At 63.5% G+C, this 19,608-nt stretch carries 16 protein-coding genes; 9 read left to right on the top strand and 7 right to left on the bottom strand.

The window, feature by feature from the left end:
- Positions 1 to 55: 55 nt before the first annotated feature.
- Positions 56 to 2,164, top strand: coding sequence for an ATP-dependent DNA helicase RecG (gene recG / locus EN804_RS23675; RefSeq protein ID WP_135864412.1), 2,109 nt, complete (start codon positions 56 to 58; stop codon positions 2,162 to 2,164).
- Here recG and EN804_RS23670 read toward each other — a convergent pair.
- The 4 genes from EN804_RS23670 to EN804_RS23655 form a co-directional block, all read right to left on the bottom strand.
- The gene (locus EN804_RS23670; protein ID WP_135864410.1) at positions 2,116 to 2,868 is read right to left on the bottom strand and encodes a DUF502 domain-containing protein; all 753 of its coding nucleotides are present in this window, start codon (positions 2,866 to 2,868) and stop codon (positions 2,116 to 2,118) included. The genes recG and EN804_RS23670 overlap by 49 nt on opposite strands.
- Before the next feature lie 93 nt (positions 2,869 to 2,961).
- Positions 2,962 to 4,785 (bottom strand): glutamine--fructose-6-phosphate transaminase (isomerizing), encoded by a 1,824-nt coding sequence (gene glmS, locus EN804_RS23665; RefSeq protein WP_135864408.1) that lies wholly within the window; start codon positions 4,783 to 4,785, stop codon positions 2,962 to 2,964.
- Between the two features lie 201 nt (positions 4,786 to 4,986).
- Positions 4,987 to 6,363 carry a bifunctional UDP-N-acetylglucosamine diphosphorylase/glucosamine-1-phosphate N-acetyltransferase GlmU gene (gene glmU, locus EN804_RS23660; protein WP_135864406.1) on the bottom strand — a complete coding sequence of 459 codons (1,377 nt, stop codon included), beginning with the start codon at positions 6,361 to 6,363 and terminating at the stop codon, positions 4,987 to 4,989.
- 123 nt (positions 6,364 to 6,486) lie between these two features.
- Positions 6,487 to 7,233, bottom strand: a complete 747-nt coding sequence (locus EN804_RS23655; RefSeq protein WP_135921504.1) for a cytochrome c biogenesis CcdA family protein — start codon at positions 7,231 to 7,233, stop codon at positions 6,487 to 6,489.
- A 283-nt stretch (positions 7,234 to 7,516) separates the two neighbouring features.
- Here EN804_RS23655 and EN804_RS23650 point away from each other — a divergent pair, with 283 nt between their 5' ends.
- From EN804_RS23650 to rpmG, 8 genes are all read left to right on the top strand, one after another.
- Entirely contained in the window at positions 7,517 to 7,894 is a 378-nt protein-coding gene (locus tag EN804_RS23650; protein ID WP_135921503.1) for a hypothetical protein, read from the top strand.
- Between the two features lie 366 nt (positions 7,895 to 8,260).
- Complete coding sequence (topA, locus tag EN804_RS23645; protein ID WP_135915810.1) at positions 8,261 to 10,897, top strand: type I DNA topoisomerase; 2,637 nt, start codon at positions 8,261 to 8,263, stop codon at positions 10,895 to 10,897.
- Positions 10,898 to 10,903: 6 nt separating this feature from the next.
- On the top strand, positions 10,904 to 13,213 hold the full coding sequence (rnr, locus tag EN804_RS23640) for a ribonuclease R (RefSeq protein ID WP_135921502.1): 2,310 nt from the start codon (positions 10,904 to 10,906) through the stop codon (positions 13,211 to 13,213).
- Positions 13,213 to 13,647 carry a DUF983 domain-containing protein gene (locus EN804_RS23635; RefSeq protein WP_135921501.1) on the top strand — a complete coding sequence of 145 codons (435 nt, stop codon included), beginning with the start codon at positions 13,213 to 13,215 and terminating at the stop codon, positions 13,645 to 13,647. The genes rnr and EN804_RS23635 overlap by 1 nt, the downstream gene beginning before the upstream one ends.
- 73 nt (positions 13,648 to 13,720) lie before the next feature.
- On the top strand, positions 13,721 to 14,461 hold the full coding sequence (locus tag EN804_RS23630; protein ID WP_135864394.1) for an NUDIX hydrolase: 741 nt from the start codon (positions 13,721 to 13,723) through the stop codon (positions 14,459 to 14,461).
- Between the two features lie 102 nt (positions 14,462 to 14,563).
- Entirely contained in the window at positions 14,564 to 15,742 is a 1,179-nt protein-coding gene (locus EN804_RS23625) for an MFS transporter (protein WP_135880491.1), read from the top strand.
- Positions 15,743 to 15,853: 111 nt separating this feature from the next.
- Positions 15,854 to 16,312: a hypothetical protein gene (locus EN804_RS23620; RefSeq protein WP_127280748.1), complete on the top strand. Its 459-nt coding sequence runs from the start codon at positions 15,854 to 15,856 to the stop codon at positions 16,310 to 16,312.
- A 155-nt stretch (positions 16,313 to 16,467) separates the two neighbouring features.
- The gene (gene rpmG / locus EN804_RS23615; protein ID WP_006201775.1) at positions 16,468 to 16,635 is read left to right on the top strand and encodes a 50S ribosomal protein L33; all 168 of its coding nucleotides are present in this window, start codon (positions 16,468 to 16,470) and stop codon (positions 16,633 to 16,635) included.
- 123 nt (positions 16,636 to 16,758) lie between these two features.
- On the opposite strand, the gene ugpC is transcribed toward rpmG, so the two are convergent.
- The 3 genes from ugpC to EN804_RS23600 are packed head-to-tail and all read right to left on the bottom strand — an operon-like array spanning position 16,759 to position 19,601.
- Complete coding sequence (gene ugpC / locus EN804_RS23610; RefSeq protein WP_127280747.1) at positions 16,759 to 17,826, bottom strand: sn-glycerol-3-phosphate ABC transporter ATP-binding protein UgpC; 1,068 nt, start codon at positions 17,824 to 17,826, stop codon at positions 16,759 to 16,761.
- A gap of 3 nt (positions 17,827 to 17,829) precedes the next feature.
- On the bottom strand, positions 17,830 to 18,678 hold the full coding sequence (locus tag EN804_RS23605; RefSeq protein ID WP_135864390.1) for a carbohydrate ABC transporter permease: 849 nt from the start codon (positions 18,676 to 18,678) through the stop codon (positions 17,830 to 17,832).
- Entirely contained in the window at positions 18,678 to 19,601 is a 924-nt protein-coding gene (locus EN804_RS23600) for a sugar ABC transporter permease (protein ID WP_127872594.1), read from the bottom strand. The genes EN804_RS23605 and EN804_RS23600 overlap by 1 nt, the downstream gene beginning before the upstream one ends.
- Positions 19,602 to 19,608 lie beyond the last annotated feature (7 nt).

Here is a 19,608-nt window from a genome sequence, read left to right as displayed (position 1 = left end):
GGATAGTGGGCGGTGTCAGCCTTGCGCTGCGGCCGTCGCGACATAAGCTGACATCATGCGTCCTTCCATCCTCGATCCCCTGTTTGTCCCGATCACTTCGCTTGCCGGCATCGGACCGAAGGTCGGTGCGTTGATCGAGAAGGTCGTGGCGGCCGACCTCGGCGATCGCGCAGCGCGTGCCGGCGATCTGTTGTTCGTGCTGCCGCACACCGTCATCGACCGCCGCAACCGGCCAGGCATCGCACTCGCGGCCGAAGGCGCCATCGTGACGCTTGAGCTGCGCATAGACCGCCACCAGCCGCCGCCGCGCGGCAACAAATCAGTGCCCTACCGGGTCTACGCCCATGACGATACCGGCGAAATCGGCCTGACCTTCTTCCATGCCCATGCCGCCTATCTCGAAAAGGCGATGCCGGTGGGCGAGCATGTCGTGGTGTCAGGCCGCATGGAATGGTTCAATGGGCGCCCGACCATGGTCCATCCCGACCATATCGCACTCGCCAATGAAGCCGAGAACCTGCCGCTGGTCGAACCGGTATATCCGCTGACCGCGGGGCTGTCCGGCAAGGTTTTGCGCCGTGCCATCGGCCAGGCGCTCGGCCGCCTGCCGGACCTGCCGGAATGGCAGGACGATGCCTTCATGCGCCGCCAGAGCTTTGCGTCCTTCGGCGACGCGCTGACCCGCATCCATTATCCCGCCGACCCGATCGATGTCGCGGTCGAAGGGGCTGCATGGCGCCGCCTCGCCTATGATGAATTGCTCGCCGGCCAGGTTTCGCTGGCCCTGGTGCGGGCAAAGGTGCGACGGCTGTCAGGCCGACCGCTCGTCGGCGATGGCCGCATCGTCGAGAAGCTGCGTGCGGCCCTGCCCTATTCGCTTACCCCCTCGCAGGAATTCGCGCTCGCCGAAATCAACGCCGATCTCGCCGACCCCGAGCGCATGCTGCGGCTGCTGCAAGGCGATGTCGGCTCGGGCAAGACGGTCGTGGCGCTCCTGGCCATGGCACGCGCCGTCGAGGCCGGCGGCCAGGGAGCGCTGATGGCGCCGACCGAAATCCTGGCGCGCCAGCATCTGGCGACGATCACTCCGCTTGCCGCCAAGGTCGGATTGCGCATCGCCATCCTGACCGGCCGCGAAAAGGGCCGCGAGCGAGTCGAAACACTGGCGGGTCTCGCCAGCGGCGAAATCGACATCGTCGTCGGCACCCATGCGCTGTTTCAGGAAACGGTCAGCTTCCACGATCTGGTCCTGGCCGTCATCGACGAGCAGCATCGCTTCGGCGTCCACCAGCGGCTTGCCATCACCGCCAAGGGCGACGCGCCAGACATGCTGGTGATGACCGCGACCCCCATCCCGCGCACGCTGGTGCTGACCGCTTTCGGCGACATGGATGTGTCGAAGCTGACGGAAAAACCAGCCGGCCGCCAGCCGATCCGCACCGTCACGCTGCCGCTCGAACGGCTCGACGAACTGGTCGGCCGTATGCTCGATGCCGTCGCGGATGGCCAGAAAATCTATTGGATCTGTCCCCTGGTCGAGGAGTCCGAAGAGATAAAACTGATGTCGGCCGAGGATCGTTTCGCCTCGCTGAAGCCGCTGTTCGGCGACCGCATCGGCCTTGTCCATGGCCGCATGAAGGGTGCCGAGAAGGACGAGGCGATGCGCGCCTTCAAGCAGGGCGAGACGCGCATCCTGATCGCCACCACGGTCATCGAGGTCGGCGTCGACGTGCCTGACGCCACGATCATGGTCATTGAGCATGCCGAGCGATTCGGTCTCGCCCAATTGCACCAGCTGCGCGGCCGGGTCGGGCGCGGCGATATCAAGTCATCCTGCGTGCTGCTCTACAAGGACCCGCTCGGCGAAACCGCCAAACGCCGGCTGTCGGTGATGCGTGAGACCGAGGATGGCTTCCTGATCGCCGAGGAGGACCTGAAATTGCGCGGCGAAGGCGAATTGCTCGGCACGCGCCAGTCCGGCACGCCGGGTTTCCAGGTGGCGCGGATCGAGGCGCATGCCGACCTTCTCGAAGCCGCGCGAGACGATGCCAGGCTGATCCTGTCACGCGACCCCGAACTGCAATCGGATCGCGGCGAGGCGCTGCGGCTCCTGCTCTACTTGTTTGGCCGCGACGAGGCCGTCCGGCTCCTGCGCGCCGGATGAGGGCCTAGCGGCGGATTGGCCAGGGTTCCGTTGATCGGCTCACCGTTCAGCGTCACCAATTTCGTCTTTACCTCAGGGGCCACTAACCCGGCCGACACGATCAGCTTGGCCCCGTCCTCGATCGTCATGTCGAGCGGCACGATTTCGGATTTGGGCACATACATCAGGAAACCGGTCGTCGGGTTCGGCGTGCACGGCATGAACACGGCGATCAGCGGATCGCCTTCCTGGTCGAGCTTCTGATTGATCTCGGTTTCCTTCTCGCTGGCGACAAACACCAGCGACCACACACCCTTGCGTGGATATTCGACCAGCCCAACCTGACGGAACATGTCGCCCTTGTTCGACAGCACGGTCTCGAAAATCTGCTTCAGCGAGCCATAGATGCCGCGCACCAGCGGCATGCGGCCAAGCAGGCGCTCGCCAAATCCGACGATGGCGCGGCCGACAATGTTGGCGGCGAGAAAACCGATCAGCGTTATCAGGATCAGCGCGACGATCAGCCCGAACCCCGGAACCGGGAACGGCAGGTAGGTATCGGGGCTGTAACGCGCCGGGATATAGGGTTTGACCCAGGAATCGACCCAGCCGATGAACGACCATGCGATATAGGCGGTGATCGCCAGTGGGGCGCAGACGACGAAGCCCGTGAGGAAATAGTTCCTCAGCCGGGTCATGCCGGAGGTCTTCGGAGCATCGGACATGGTTCACCGGGCGCGCGGATTGCGCCGCAACATTAGTGAACCGGAAGACGGTTTGGAACTGCGAAGTTTTTAAAGGCGCCTGTTTAAGAGTGCCTATTCCACCGTCACCGATTTCGCCAGATTGCGCGGCTGATCGACGTCGGTGCCCATGAACACGGCGGCGAAATAGGCGAGCATCTGGATCGGCAGCGCATAGATGATCGGCGAGATGATTTCCGGCACATCCGGCAGCACGATCGTCTCCATCGTCTTGACGCTCACCTGTGCCGCGCCCTTGCTGTCCGTGATCAGGATGATCTTGCCGCCGCGCGCCGCCACTTCCTGCATGTTGGACACGGTCTTTTCGAAGATGCGGTCATGTGGCGCAATCACGATCACCGGCATGTTCTCGTCGATCAGCGCGATAGGCCCGTGCTTCAGCTCGCCCGCCGCATAGCCTTCGGCATGGATGTAGGAGATTTCCTTGAGCTTCAGCGCGCCTTCCATGGCCAGCGGGAAATTGGTGTCGCGCCCGAGATAGAGCACGTCCTTGTAGCGCGACAGCTCGCGCGCGATCCGTTCGATCTGCTCTTCGAGCTTCAGCACCTGGTTGGCATAGCGCGGTGCTTCCGAAAGCGCTCGCACCAGCGTCTTCTCTTGCTCCGTCGAGATCGCCCCGCGCGCCACGCCGGCGCGCACGGCAAGCGACGCGAGCACCGACAATTGACAGGTGAAAGCCTTGGTCGAAGCGACGCCGATCTCCGGCCCCGCGAGCGTCGGCAGCACCACGTCGGATTCGCGCGCCATGGTCGATTCCCGCACGTTGACGACGGCGCCGATCTTCATGCCGGCCTTGCGGCAATAGCGCAGCGAGGCCAGCGTATCGGCGGTCTCACCGGACTGCGAGATGAAGAAGGCCGCATCGTTCGCCGACAGCGGCATCTCGCGGTAACGGAATTCCGATGCGACATCGATATCGACCGGGAGTCTCGCATAGCGCTCGAACCAGTATTTACCGACAAGGCCGGCGAGATAGGCAGTGCCACAGGCGGAGATGGCCAAGCGGCCGATCTTGGCGAAATCGAATGGCAGGTCGAGCGGCTTGGACACGCCGGAGACAAAATCGACATAATGCGCCAGCGTGTGCGAGATCACCTCGGGCTGCTCGTGGATTTCCTTCTCCATGAAATGGCGGCGGTTGCCCTTGTCGACCATGAAGCTGGTCGACAGCGACTGCTGGCGCCTGCGGTCGACTTGTCTGCCGTCGATGTCGAAGATGGCGACGCTGTCGCGGCGCACCACCGCCCAGTCGCCGTCTTCGAGATAGGTGATCGAGTTGGTGAACGGAGCGAGCGCGATGGCGTCGGACCCCAAGAACATCTCGCCATCGCCATGGCCGACCGCCAGTGGCGGGCCGTTGCGGGCGCCGACGATCAGGTCCTCGTCGCCCTTGAACATGATGGCCAACGCAAAAGCGCCTTCCAGCCGCTTCAGCGCCTTGTGCGCGGCCTCGACCGGCTTCAGCCCCTTGGCGAGCTCCCGCGCCACCAGATGCGCAACGACCTCCGTGTCGGTCTGCGACGAGAAGGAATAGCCGTCGCGGATCAGCTCGTCGCGCAATTCGGCAAAATTCTCGATGATGCCGTTGTGGACAATAGCGACGCCGTCGGAAAAATGCGGGTGCGCGTTGGTCTCGTTGGGCACGCCGTGGGTCGCCCAGCGCGTGTGGCCGATACCGATCATGCCGTCGAGCGGCTCGTCCTTGAGCCGGCGTTCGAGGTTGACCAGCTTGCCTTCGGCGCGGCGGCGGCCGAGCACGCCCTTTTCGATGGTGGCGACGCCTGCCGAGTCATAGCCGCGATATTCGAGCCGCTTCAGCGCATCGACGATAAGCGGCGCAACCTGGGAGTGGCCGACGATTCCAACGATACCGCACATGCAGACAGTCCCCGATTGCCCATGGAAAACCAGCGCTATTTAGGGGTGGCCGGCCTGCCGCGAAAGTCACATTGCATTTCGTCCCGTGTAACGGACGCTTCTGCAGGCATGCACCATGACAGCCCGCCCTTGCAATCCGGTTACTGCAATCGCTCGGTTTTTCGATTGCTTCGGCGAGAAAGCAGCCCCGTCGACCAATCGCTAATGGTCGGCGCCAGCCGCCTTTTTCTTCGCCGCCGCTGCGGAAGCAAACCGTTCGCGCAATTCCTTGGCCTTGCCGGGAATCGTCTTCTGGCGGGCGCGGCCGAAGGCCAGCGCATCGTCGGGCACGCTTTCTGTGATGACGCTGCCCGAGGCGATATAGCCGCCCTTGCCGATGGTGACCGGCGCCACCAGTGAGGAATTCGAGCCGATGAAGGCGCCCTCGCCGATGTCGGTGAAAAATTTCGAATAGCCGTCATAGTTGCAGGTGATGGTGCCGGCGCCGATATTGGCCCCGGCGCCGACGCGGGCATCGCCGATATAGGTCAAATGGTTGACCTTGGCGCCCTCCTCGATAACGGCCTGCTTGACCTCGCAAAAATTGCCGACCTTGGACTTCTGCTTGAGATCGGCGCCCGGCCGCAGCCGTGCGAATGGCCCGACATCGCAATTGGAAGCAATGGTGGCGCCCTCGATATGGCTGAAGGCATGGATCTTGGCGCCCGAGGCAACCCTGACACCCGGTCCAAACCAGACATTGGGTTCGACGATCGTGTCGGCGCCAATTTCGGTATCGTGCGAGAAATAGACGGTTTCCGGAGCAATCAGCGTCACGCCCGACAGCATCGCCTCATGGCGCCGACGCGCCTGCCAGATGGCTTCGGCTTGCGCCAGTTCGGCGCGGTTGTTGATGCCCAGCGCACTTTCGAAGCTGGCTTCGGTGGCAACGACATCAAGGCCCTGTGCACTGGCGATCTCGACGATATCGGTGAGATAATACTCGCCCTTGGCATTCTTGTTCCCGACGGCGTCGAGCAGTTTGAGCGCGTGCGCGCCGGCCACCGCCATCATGCCGGCATTGCAGAAGCCGATCTTCTTCTCTTCTTCGGAGCAATCCTTTTCCTCGCGGATCGCTATCAGCTTGCCTCCCTTTTCGATCAGCCGGCCATAGCCGGTCGGGCTGGGCGGTCGGAAACCGATGACCACGACAGCGGCACCTTCAGCCAGTTTCAGTCGCGCCACCGTCAGGGCATCCGCATCGATCAGCGGCGTATCACCGAACATGACGAGGACATCGTCATAACCCTTTGATATCGCTTCGCGAGCGGCGAGGACGGCATGCGCCGTGCCAAGGCGTTTGTCCTGAACGAAGGTCTCCGCCTTCGGTGCAAATTTCGCCGCCGCCTTACGCATCTCATCCGCGCCATGCCCGATGACCAGCGCCTGGCCGCTGGCGCCAGCGGCCTCGGCCGCCTTCACCACATGAGCTACCATCGGCAACCCCGCGATCTGGTGCAGCACCTTCGGCAGCGCGCTCTTCATGCGCGTGCCTTCGCCGGCGGCGAGGATGACGGACAGGCAGGTTCTCTGGCTCATGAATGCAACCATATGAAAAGGGTTGGGAATCAAATCATGCTAGCAGTGGCGCGATGCTGCACCAATGCGGTTAAATTCCGGTGAGATGCAGACGGAAGAGCAACTGACTTCTAATCAGTAGGCTTACCCCAGCCGCCCCAGCAGCGGAAAATTCTCCAGCAGCCAATAAGACACCGCCTGCACGCCGCCGGTGAGGAAAAACACGCCGGCGACGACCAGCAGCGCGCCGATCGCCTTTTCGACGCGGGCGAGATGGACGCGGAATTTGCCGAGGAAGCGCATGAAAGCGCCGGAGAACAGCGCGGCGATCAGGAACGGGATGCCGAGGCCGAGCGAATAGGCGGCGAGCAGCAGCGCGCCCTCGCCCACGGTTTCACGACCGCCGGCCAGCGTCAGGATCGGTCCCAGCACCGGGCCGATGCAGGGCGTCCAGCCGAAGGCGAAGGCAAGGCCCATGACATAGGCGGCGACGGCGCTGGCCGGCTTGCCCTGCGACTGGAAGCGCGCCTCGCGCGACAACAAGGGGATGCGCAGGATGCCCAGAAAATTCAGGCCCATCAGGATGATCAGCACCCCGGCGCCCATCGCCAGCGGCTCCTGCCAGACGCGCAGCAGCCGGCCGATGGTCGAGGCGCCGGCGCCGAGCGCGACGAACACGGTCGAAAAGCCGAGCACGAAGGCGATCGAGGAGTAGAGCAGCGCGCCGCGTGCGCCCTGACTTGCGGTCGCGCCCGCATTGCCGCGGAAATCGTCGACCGATATGCCGGCCATGTAGCAGAGATAGGGCGGCACCAGCGGCAGCACGCATGGCGACAGGAACGAGATGGCCCCCGCCCCGACCGCGCTGACATAGCCAATGTCCAATGCCATTCCAAAGCTCCGACTGTTTGGCGTTCGATATAGCGACGCGCCGACCCGTGCGCCAATCACCAATGTGTGGCAACCGGTCGCTGTTCGGGCAATCGCACTGGCCCCGAATCCAGCTGCGCCACCCATCTAAGTACGACCGAACCGAGAGAATTGTTACGGGCAACTAGGCCCGCCAGCTGCCAGTGTCCTCAAGCCTCTCGGGAAGAAAACCCGACCGGCAGGCGTTGACACGACGAGGCCGCGATTTCCCGCGCACCTCCACATATTAGCCAGGGAGATTTCCATGAAGACCATAACTGTAGGGCTAGCCGCGCTTTTGCTCAGCACCGTCGCATCCCTCGCTGCCGATGCGTGGAAGGAAGCCGATGTCGGAGGCACCAAGATCTACACCAACGCCAAGGGCATGACGCTTTATACCTACGACAAGGATGAGAAGGGCAAGTCGAACTGCGACGACAAATGCGCCGCCAACTGGCCACCGTTGAAGGCCGAAGCCGGCGCGAAGGCCTCCGAAGGATGGACGACCGTCAAGCGCACCGACGGCACCAAGATGTGGGCCTATGACGGCAAGCCGGTCTACACCTTCATCAAGGACAAGAAAGCCGGAGATGTGAGCGGCGATGGCGTCGCCGGCGTCTGGCACATCGCCAAAGCCGACTGAACCCCTCAACGCCATATCCTGCCCGCTGGGGGACATGGGTTGGTCGCCGGCATCCTTGCCCGATCCGGCGATTGGCTTTTTTGTGAACCATGGCGCGCCCCGGTCCGGCATTCCGGCGGATCTTTCCTCGACTCACCGAAAAATGAACCGGGTCATCTTTCGAGACTGGTGACGATCATCCAGCCTGACCGAAATTCTGTGATTTCTCCATACACTCTTAGAGTGTATTGCTGGCGGCACCCCCGCAATTTGGCCCCTTCCCCTTGACCGGATGCAAAAGCGCGGCCATGTGAGCGACGAACAGAACCGAGATTTCGTCGCGCGCAGCGGAATTCTTCTGCCGCATCACAGCTGATATGAGACCTCATGGACGTCGTCGTCGTCGAATCGCCGGCCAAGGCGAAGACAATCAACAAATACCTCGGCAGGAACTACAAGGTTCTTGCCTCGTTCGGCCACGTCCGCGATTTGCCGGCCAAGGATGGCTCGGTGCGCCCGGATGAGGATTTCGCGATGTCCTGGGCGGTCGACACCGCCTCGGGCAAGCGCCTTACCGACATCGCCAATGCGGTCAAGGATGCCGACGGCCTGATCCTCGCCACCGACCCGGATCGCGAAGGCGAGGCTATCTCCTGGCATGTGCTGGAGGTGCTCAAGCAGAAGCGCGCGCTGAAGGACAAGCCCGTCAGCCGCGTCGTCTTCAACGCCATCACCAAGGCGTCGGTGCTGGAGGCGATGGCCAATCCGCGCCAGATCGATGCGCCTCTCGTCGATGCCTATCTCGCCCGCCGGGCGCTGGACTATCTCGTCGGCTTCACGCTGTCGCCGGTGCTGTGGCGCAAATTGCCGGGCGCCCGCTCCGCCGGCCGCGTCCAGTCGGTGGCGCTGCGCCTGGTCTGCGACCGCGAATCCGAAATCGAACGCTTCATCCGCGAGGAATATTGGCAGATCGCTGCCATCCTCGGCACACCGCGCAACGAGACCTTCGAAGCCCGCCTGACCGCATTCGAGCGCAAGAAGCTGCAAAAGCTCGACATTGCCAACAAGGCGCAGGCCGACGACATCAAGGCGATGCTCGAGGGGGCTACCTTCAAGGCGCTGTCCGTCGAAGCCAAGCCGACGAAGCGCAACCCCGGCCCGCCCTTCACCACCTCGACGCTGCAGCAGGCCGCCTCGTCGGGGCTCGGCTTCTCGGCCACGCGTACCATGCAGGTGGCGCAGCGGCTCTATGAAGGCATGGACATTGGCGGCGAGACCGCCGGCCTCATCACCTATATGCGAACCGACGGCGTGCAGATGGCCCCCGAGGCGATCGACGCCGCTCGCGACGCCATCGCCAAGGAATTCGGCCCGAAATACCTGCCGGAAAAGCCGCGCCAATACACCGCCAAGGCCAAGAACGCCCAGGAAGCGCACGAAGCGATCCGGCCGACGGATTTCATGCGCACCCCGGCGTCGGTCCGGCAATATCTCGATGCCGACCAGGCACGGCTCTATGAACTCATCTGGAAGCGCGCCATCGCCAGCCAGATGCAGTCGGCCGAGATCGAGCGCACCACCGTCGAAATCGAAGCGCTGAACGGCGCCCGCACCGCCGAGCTCCGCGCCGTTGGCTCGGTCGTCCGCTTCGATGGCTTCATCGCCGCCTACACCGACCAGAAGGACGACGACGCGGAAGACGAGGAAAACCGCCGTCTACCCGAAATCCGCGCCGGCGAGCAGCTTGCCCGCCGCGCAATCAATGCCACCCAGCACACAACCGAGCCGCCGCCGCGCTACTCCGAGGCGTCGCTGATCAAGAAGCTGGAAGAACTCGGCATCGGCCGTCCCTCTACCTATACGGCGATCCTGAAGACGCTCGAGGACCGTGATTATGTCACGATCGACAAGCGCCGGCTGGTGCCGCAGGCCAAGGGCCGCCTGCTGTCGGCCTTCCTCGAAAGCTTCTTCGAGCGCTATGTCGAATACGACTTCACCGCCTCGCTGGAGGAAAAGCTCGACGAGATTTCCGACGGCAAGCTCGCCTGGAAGGACGTGCTGCGGGACTTCTGGAAGGATTTTTCCGGTGCCGTCGCCGACATCAAGGAGCTGCGCGTCACCGATGTGCTCGATGCGCTGAACGAGGAACTGGCGCCGCTGGTTTTCCCCGCCCGCGAGGACGGCTCCAATCCGCGTATCTGCCCGAAATGCGGCACCGGCAATCTGTCGCTGAAGCTCGGCAAGTTCGGCGCCTTCGTCGGCTGCTCGAACTATCCCGAATGCTCCTTCACCCGCCAGCTCGGTGACGCCGCCAATCCCAATGGGGAGAACGGCGGTGGCGAGGACGGCACCAAGCTGCTTGGCAAGGATCCTTACACGGCCGAGGAAATCACGCTGCGCTCGGGCCGCTTCGGCCCCTACATCCAGCGCGGTGACGGCAAGGAAGCCAAGCGATCGAGCCTGCCCAAGGGCTGGACGCCTGAATCCATAGATCACGAGAAGGCGCTCGCCTTGCTGGCGCTGCCGCGCGACGTGGGGCAGCATCCGGAAAGCGGCAAGATGATCTCGGCCGGTCTTGGCCGCTACGGCCCATTCGTGCTGCACGATGGCACCTACGCCAATCTCGACAGCATCGAGGACGTGTTCTCGATCGGCCTCAACCGCGCGGTCACCGTGATTGCCGAGAAGCAGTCGAAGGGCAAGGGCGGCCGCAACGGCGGCACGCCGGCAGCCCTGAAGGAGCTTGGCGACCATCCGGACGGCGGCGGCAAGATCGTCGTGCGCGACGGCAAATACGGCCCTTATGTAAATTTCGGCAAGGTCAACGCCACGCTGCCCAAGGGCAAGGATCCGCAATCAGTGACCGTCGAGGATGCGCTGGCGCTGATTGCCGAGAAGGAAGCCAAGGGCGGCGGTGGCAAGAAGCCGTTCCGCAAGGCGGCCGCGGCCAAGGCCCCCACAGCCAAGAAAACCACGACCAAGAAGGCAGCCGCCAAGAAGCCGGCCGCGAAGAAAAAAGGATAGGACGGCGTGGCGCGCAGGATCACCGGAAGAAGCCACGGCGATCCGCGCACCGCCGACACCAGGGCCAAGGTCAAGGACGATTACCGGCCCTCGCGCGATGAAATCCTGCGCTATATCGCCGAAAACCCCGATCGTGCCGGAAAGCGCGATATCGCGAAGGCGTTCGCGCTGCGCGGCGACGACCGAATCTGGCTAAAGGATCTCCTGCGCGACCTGCAGGACGAAGGCGTTCTGACCAAGGAACGCAAGCGGCTGGCCCGCGTCGGCGCCCTGCCCCATGTCGCAGTGCTCGACATCTTTGGCCGCGATGGCGACGGGGTCTTGCTGGCGCATCCGGCCGAGGCGGTTGGCCCGGGCGAACCTCCCGTGGTCTCGATCCGTGTTTCGCGCGGGGGGAACGGACCGGCGCCCGGCATCGGCGACCGTGTGCTGGCCAAGACCTTCCCGACCGACGATCCGTCAGGGCCTGCCTATACCGGCCGGGTGATGAAGATCTTCGAGAAGCGCACGGATGCCGTCCTCCTCGGTGTCTTTCGCGTGCTTCAGGACGGCAGCTTCCGCATCGAGCCGGTGGAACGGCGCCAGCCCGAGCTGATCGTCGACAAGGAATTCCAGAACGGCGCCAAAAACGGCGACCTTGTCGAGGTCGAGCCCGCGCGAGCCTCGCGTTATGGGCTGCCGAGAGCCAAGGTGCTCAACGTGCTGGGTTCGCTGACGAGCGAAAAGGCGGTCTCGATGATCGCCATCCACGCGCACGACATTCCGCATATCTTCCCGGCCGAGGTGATAGCCGAATCCGAAGCCGTCAAGCCGGCGACGCTTGCCCATCGCGAGGACTGGCGCGACCTGCCCCTGGTGACCATCGATCCGGCTGATGCCAAGGACCATGACGACGCCGTCTTCGCCACCCCTGACCTCGACGAGAGAAATCTCGGCGGCTTTATCGCCACCGTCGCGATCGCCGATGTCGCCGCCTATGTCCGCTACGGCACGGCGCTCGACCGCGAGGCCCTGAAGCGTGGCAATTCGGTTTATTTCCCGGATTGCGTCGTGCCGATGCTGCCCGAGCGCATCTCCAACGATCTCTGCTCGCTGCGCGAGGGCCAGGATCGCCCGGCGCTAGCGGTGCGCATGACCTTCTCCGCCGATGGCCGCAAGATCAGGCATTCCTTTCACCGCGTCATGATGAAGTCGGCGGCCAAGCTCGCCTACAGCCAAGCCCAGGCGGCGATCGACGGCGTGCCGGACGACAAGACCGGCCCGATCCTCGACACGGTGCTGAGGCCGTTGTGGGACGCCTACGCGATCCTCAAGCGCGGCCGCGACAGCCGCCAGCCGCTCGAACTCGAGCTGCCGGAGCGCAAGATCCTGCTCAAACCGGATGGCACGGTCGACCGCGTCATCGTGCCGGAGCGGCTCGACGCCCACAAGCTGATCGAAGAGTTCATGATCCAGGCCAATGTCGCCGCGGCCGAAACGCTGGAGGGCAAAAAGCAGGCGCTGGTCTACCGCATTCACGACGCGCCGTCGCTGGCCAAGCAGGAATCGCTGCGCGAATTCCTGCAGACGCTTAGCCTGTCGCTGGCACGCGGCGCCCAGATGCGGCCCAGCCAGTTCAACGGCATTCTGGACCGCGTACGCGGCGCCGACAATGAGGCGCTGGTCAACGAAGTGGTGCTGCGCTCGCAGAGCCAGGCCGAATATTCACCCAAGAACATCGGCCATTTCGGCCTCAACCTCAGGCGCTACGCGCATTTCACCTCGCCGATCCGCCGCTACGCCGACCTGATCGTCCATCGCGGGCTTATTGCCGCACTGGGTCTTGGCCCCGGAGGATTGACGCAAGATGAGGAGGCGCGCCTTGAAGACGTTGCGGTGCTGATCTCCGGCACGGAGCGGCGCGCAATGTCTGCCGAGCGCGACACGGTCGACCGGCTGATCTCCGCCTATCTCGCAGAGCGCATCGACGACCGCTTCGATGCCCGCATCTCCGGCGTCACCAAATCAGGACTTTTTGTCCAATTGCCGCAGTATGGCGCCGATGGTTTCATCCCGGTGTCAACTCTGGGCGGCGATTACTATATATACGACGAAACGGCCCGCTCGCTGTTCGGAGAACGCTCGGGCAAAGGCTACCAACTGGCGGACCGCGTCGAGGTCCGGCTCGTCGAGGTGGCGCCAATGGCCGGCGCGATGCGCTTCGAGATGTTGACCGACCCAAAGCCCCTGCCAGGCTCCAGCAGGTCGTTTCACAAGGCTAAGGGCCGCGCCCGTGCGTCGCAATCGCGACCGGGGTCGCGCGGCAGGAGACGATAATGGAACAACAGGTTTTTGGTGGCGAACATCACTCGGGCCGGATTGCCCGCCCATTGTGGACGGCGTTGAAGCGGGGGCTCTTGGGCCGCTGCCCGAATTGCGGCGAAGGCAAGCTGTTCCGCGGCTTCACCAAGACCGTCGAAACCTGCAGCGTCTGCGGCGAGGAGATTCATCACCATCGCGCCGACGATTTGCCCGCCTATCTCGTCATCGTCATCGTCGGCCACATCGTGCTCGGCGCCTTCATGGGTGTCGAGGCGACCTCGACGCTCTCCACCTGGCAACACATCCTCATCTGGGTGCCCTTGACCATCCTTCTCTCGATCGCGTTGCTGCAGCCTGTCAAAGGCGCCGTCATCGGATTGCAATGGGCGTTCTATATGCACGGATTTGGTGGCGAAAAGGATGTAATCGAGCCGCATCCCGGGGCCTGAGGTGTTGGCTGGCGCAACATGCCAATCGTTAAGGCCACTTTCGCATGCAAGAAGTTTCCGCTAGGTCCCGCGCATGGAAGCTATGACCAAGGCGGACGTCGACAAGATCGACAAGGGCCTGGCCGTGCATGACGGCCGGCCCCTGCGTCCGCGTGATGCCGCGACGCTCATCCTGCTCGACCGCAAAGGCGACGACGTCCTAGTGCTGATGGGACGCCGCCACGCCGCGCACGCCTTCATGCCAGGGAAATTCGTTTTCCCGGGCGGCCGTACCGACCCTGCCGACAGCCGCATCCCGACGGCGACCGCCCTTAACCAGCACGAAGAAGCCAAGCTGACGGCCGGCCCCGGCCGCACCAGCCACGCCCGAGCCCGTGCCATCGCTTTGTCGGCGGTCCGCGAAACCTATGAGGAAGCCGGCCTGCTGATCGGCCGCAAAGGCGCCTTTGCGACGACCAGGCGCGACTGGCAGGGTTTCGTCGAACATGGCGTGGCACCGTCGCTGGAGGCGTTGCGCTTCGTCGCGCGCGCCATCACGCCGCCGAACCGGGTGCGCCGATTCGACACCCGCTTCTTCAGCGCCTGGCGTGGCGACGTCGCCATCGAATTGCCCGATGGCGGCCCGACCAACGAGCTGGAGGAACTGGTCTGGCTGCCGCTCGCCAAGGCCAAGCAGGCTGATATACCCGACATCACCCGAATGATCCTGGACGAGTTGGAAAGGCGGCTCGCCCACGATCCGCTGCTGCGTCCGGGTGGCCCCGTCCCCTTCTACCGGCTTGTCCGCAACCGCTTCACCCGCGAGCTTCTCTAGAGCAATTCCAGGAAAAGTGTGACCCGGTTTTCCCGGGACAAGAGCGAAGCACTTGCCCTTGGGAATTGCGTAAGATCAAACAGACAGAGTATTCAGCATCTCATGACGGTCGATACCCAACCACAGGGCGACGAACGCGTACACTGGCTGCCGATGGTGGCGGCGATCTCGTCGATCAGCGTCGTCGGCATTGCCATCGGCCTCGGCATGCCGCTGCTCAGCGTCATCCTGGAAACACGCGGCCATTCGGCCTCGATGATCGGCCTCAACACGGCCGTAGCCGGCCTGGCCTCGATCGCCGGGGCGCCGCTCGCCACGCCGCTCGCCATGCGCTTCGGCGTCGCCTGGACGATGATCGCCATGATTGCTACCGGCGCGCTGGCTTTCGTCGGTTTCCATTTCGCGCCTGATTTCTGGATGTGGTTTCCGCTGCGCATCGTGCTGCACATCGCGCTGACGGTGCTGTTCATCCTGTCGGAATTCTGGATCAGCACGTCGGCGCCGCCGCACCGGCGCGGCCTTGTGCTTGGCATCTACGCCACCGTCCTGTCGCTCGGCTTTGCCGCAGGGCCGTGGCTGTTCGCCCATCTCGGCAGTTCCGGCTTCAGGCCGTTTGGCGTCATCATCGCCCTGGTGACGCTCGCCGCCATACCGGTTCTGGCCGCCCGCAACGAAAGCCCTACCATCGTGGCGGAGAGCGAGACCAGCCACTTCCTGCGCTACATCTGGCTGGTGCCGACCGCGACTTTCGCCGTGCTGGTGTTCGGCGCGGTCGAGACCGGCGGCTTCGCGCTGTTCCCGGTCTATGGCAACCGCATCGGATATTCCGAGGCCGACGCGGCGTTGCTGCTGACCATGATCGGCCTTGGCAATGTGCTGTTGCAGATCCCGATCGGCATGATCAGCGACCGCGTCTCGGACCGGCGCTATCTGCTGCTCGCCTGTGCCACGGTTGGTCTCGTCGGCACGATATTCATGCCGTTCTTTGCCGCGAACTGGCATTTGATGGCAGCGCTTCTCTTCGTGTGGGGCGGTGTCGTTGCTGCCATGTACACGATCGGTCTTGCCCATCTCGGATCGCAGCTCTCCGGCCACGAACTGGCGTCGGCCAATGCTGCTTTCGTGCTGTGCTATGGCGTCGGGATGGTGCTTGGGCCGCAGGCGATCGGCATCGGCATGGACAGTTTCGGGCCTTCCGGCTTCGGCTGGTCGCTCGGCCTTTTCTTCGGCGCCTACATCGCCCTGGTCTGCTTCAGGCTCGTTCGCAAGATCCTGCTGTAGAGCCCAACCCGTCGCTTATCGGCACTGCCCAGCGACAGGCTGCTGACAGAACCGTGTCAGCAGCCACCGGTTAAAAGGGTGTCCTAAAACACCTGAACCGAGGACACTCCGATGATCGACAGCGGCTTTGAAACCACTTCGCTGCGAATGACCCTCCTGCTGCTCGTCAGCTTCCAGGCTCCGGCTGCCGACGTCGACCGCATCATGGACGCGGTTGTGGCGATCGCACCGCTTGCCATGGGCAAGTATGACCGCAATGCCTATCAGTCGGCGCGCGGCATCGAGCGCTACAGGCCCCTTGAAGGGGCAGCGGCCGGCGCCGAAACCGAATTGCGCCGCCGCCCGGGCACGGTCGAGGTTTCCTTCGAATTACCCGACGACCAGGCGCTGGCGGCCCGCGTCGTCGAGGCGATTTTCCAGGCCCATTCCTATCAGGAGCCGGTGATCCGCATCCAGCCGATCCTTGCCAGCCGCTCCAAGGGGCTGGACGACCGCGCCAATCCGAATCGCTGGTGGAACACGACCGGAGACTGGAAGAAGGTCGCGGTATCAGAGGCGCAAACCGTCTGATTTATGCATACCGGGCAGCTTGAGCGGGCCACATCGGGTCCGCCGGGCTTGACTTTCCAGGCACGTTCTTTATGTGTCGCGCCAAGTTTCCCGCGTCCGGGTGTTTTCCCCGTGCTCCAGCGGCCAAAACTCCACGAACATAACGGACTGAGATCATGGCCAAAGCCGCAAACATCAAGATCAAGCTTCTGTCGACCGCCGACACCGGTTTCTTCTACGTCACCAGCAAGAACAGCCGTACCAAGACCGACAAGCTGTCGTTCCGCAAGTACGACCCGGTCGCCAAGAAGCACGTCGAATTCAAGGAAACCAAGATCAAGTAATCTGGGTTTTCCCTCTGGAATGCAAAAACGCCGCCCGATGGGCGGCGTTTTTGTTTGCAAGGCGGAAGGCTACGGCTGGGTGCGCTCAGCCCGGCTGAATTCATTCAGCCTGACTGAATTCATTCAGCCGATACGGTCGCCGCTTTCCCTGTCAAACAGATGCAGCGACGCCGGATCGGCCGCCAGCCGCACGACGTCGCCGGGTTTCACGCCCGCGCGGCCCATGGCAAAGACGCAAAGCTGCTGGCCGGCCAGCTTGACATAGAACTGCGTCGACAGGCCGAGCGGCTCCACCACACCGACTTCGCCTTGCAGCGCACCGTCATCGGCCAGCCTTATATGCTCGGGCCGCAGGCCGACGGTGATGACGTCGCCATCCCCGAGCGGCAATCCGTCCGGCAGCCGAAGCTTCTGGCCATCGGACAATACGGCGTCCATCTTGCCACCCTTCTCCACCACCGCCGGCAGGAAATTCATGCCCGGCGAGCCGATGAAGCCGGCGACGAACATGTTGGCCGGCCGGTCATAGAGATCGAGCGGCGCGCCGACCTGCTGGATCAGCCCGTCATGCATGACGACGATCCGGTCGGCCATGGTCATCGCCTCGATCTGGTCGTGGGTGACGTAGACCGAAGTGGTCTTCAATTGCTGGTGCAGGGCCTTGATCTCGGCGCGCATGTGGACGCGCAGCTTGGCGTCGAGGTTCGACAGCGGCTCGTCGAAGAGAAAAACCTTGGGATCGCGCACGATGGCGCGGCCCATGGCGACACGCTGCCGCTGGCCACCTGACAATTGCCTGGGCAGGCGTTGCAGGAACGTATCCAGCCCCAGCCGCCTGGCAGCACCATCGACGCGAGCATCGATCGCCGGCTTCTCGGCCTTTCGCAACATCAGGCTGAAGCCCATGTTCTTCGATACGTCCATATGCGGATAGAGCGCATAGGACTGGAACACCATGGCGATGTCGCGATCCTTCGGCGCGACATCGTTGACCAGCCGCTCGCCGATGCGGATTTCGCCGCCGGAGGCCTCCTCCAGCCCGGCGATCATCCGCAAAAGCGTGGACTTGCCGCAACCTGACGGTCCGACCAGCACGACGAACTCGCCGTCGGCGATCTCGAGATCGACCGCATGCAGGACGCGCACGGCGCCGTAATCCTTGCGAACCTTTTCGAGCGTGACAGAGGCCATCGATCATCCTTTGACGGCGCCGGCGGTCAGGCCGGTGACGAGATAGCGTTGCAGGAAGGCGAAGAAGATGCAGACCGGGATCAGCGCCAGGATCGACGCCGCCATCATCTGCCCCCAGTCGACGGCAAACTTGCCGATGAAGGTGAGCAGGCCGACGGCGAAGGTCTTCTGGTCGTCGCTGGAAATCAGCATCAGCGCGAACAGAAGCTCGCTCCATGCCGCGGTGAAGACGAAGCCCAGTGTCGCGCCCATGCCTGGCAGGGTCAGCGGCACGATCACCCGGCGCATTGCCTGCGCACGCGTGCAGCCGTCGATCATCGCCGCCTCTTCGAGGTCCTTCGGGATGCCGTCGAAGAAGGACTGCATCAGGAAGGTGGCGAAGGCAGTGTTGAAGGCGGTGTAGATGATGATCAGCCCGGTCAGACTGTTGATCAGGCCGATCTGGCCCATCACGCGGTAGATCGGCGGAATGACCATCACCAGCGGAAAGGTCTGGGTCAAAAGCAGCATCAGCGCCAGCGCCGCCTTGCCGCGAAAGGTGAAGCGCGACATGGCGTAGCCGGCAAGCGTGGCGATCACCGTCACCAGGGCAGCCGTCGACACCGAGACGATGACGCTGTTGATGAAATAGCGCGGGAAATCGGTGGCTTCGAGCACGGTGATGAAGTTCTGTAGCGTCATGTGCGACGGCCAGAAGGTTATGCCTTCGGAATAGAGAAGCCGCTCCGGCGTGACCGAGATCTTCAGCGTCCAGTAGATCGGGAACAGTGCGAAGACCACATAGGCCGCGATTGCCGCGTAGAGACCGACGCCGCCGAAAAACCGTTGTGAAGCAGAGCGTCCCGCGATCATCAGACGTGCCTCACAAGCGAGCGGCGGATGGCGATCAGCGCAATCGCATAGGCGATAAGCAGGACGAGCAGCAGCACGGCCACAGCCGAGGCATAGCCCTTGTCCAGCGACTTGAAGGCGCTGACATAGATGTAGACCGGCACCGTGTTGGTCGAGCCGGCCGGCCCGCCCTCGGTCATGACGAAGATCAGGTCGGCGAAGGTGGCGATCCAGATCGTGCGCAGCATCACCGTGATGGCTATGGTCGGCGCCAGGAACGGCAGCGTCACCTTGGTGAAGCGTTGCCAGGGCGAAGCGCCGTCGATCGCCGCCGCCTCATGCAGCTCCGAGGGAATCGACTTCAGCGCCGCCAGCAGCGTGATGGCGAAGAACGGAATGCCGAACCAGACATTGGCGACGATCGGCCCCCACATGGCGGTGGCCGGATCGGAAAGCACGTTGGTCGGCTCGGCTTTCAGCCCCAAGGCGAACAGCCAGTGCGGCAGCGGACCGATGATCGGGTTGAACAGCCAGGCCCAGGTCAGGCCCGACAGGAAGGACGGCACCGCCCAGGGCAGGAAGACCAGCGCCTGCACCGCCTTGCGGCCTGGGAACGGCTTGTCGAGCAGCAGCGCCAGGCCAAGGCCGAGGAAGAATTGGAAGAACAGGCTGGCGACCGTCCACCACAGCGTGTTGACCAGCGCCTGCCCCAGCACCTGGTCCGAAAACATCGCCTGATACTGCCCGAGCCCGACATATTCCGACTTGAAGGCGGAGAACTTGCGGAAGGAATAGCTGATGCCGATGACCAGCGGCACGAGCAGCACCACGACCAGCAGGATGATCGCCGGGCTGAGATAGAGCCAGGGCTCGATGGCAGCGTGTGTGAGCCACTTACGTCGCGGCTTGCCGACAGATCGTATTTCGGACACGGCATAGGTCATTGGCTGT

Origin of the sequence: Mesorhizobium sp. M8A.F.Ca.ET.161.01.1.1 (genome assembly GCF_004792105.1) — a bacterium.
In the GTDB taxonomy this organism is placed as follows: domain Bacteria; phylum Pseudomonadota; class Alphaproteobacteria; order Rhizobiales; family Rhizobiaceae; genus Mesorhizobium.
The sequence above is the reverse complement of the archived record's forward strand: the minus strand, read 5'-3'. Positions and strand labels throughout refer to the sequence as shown.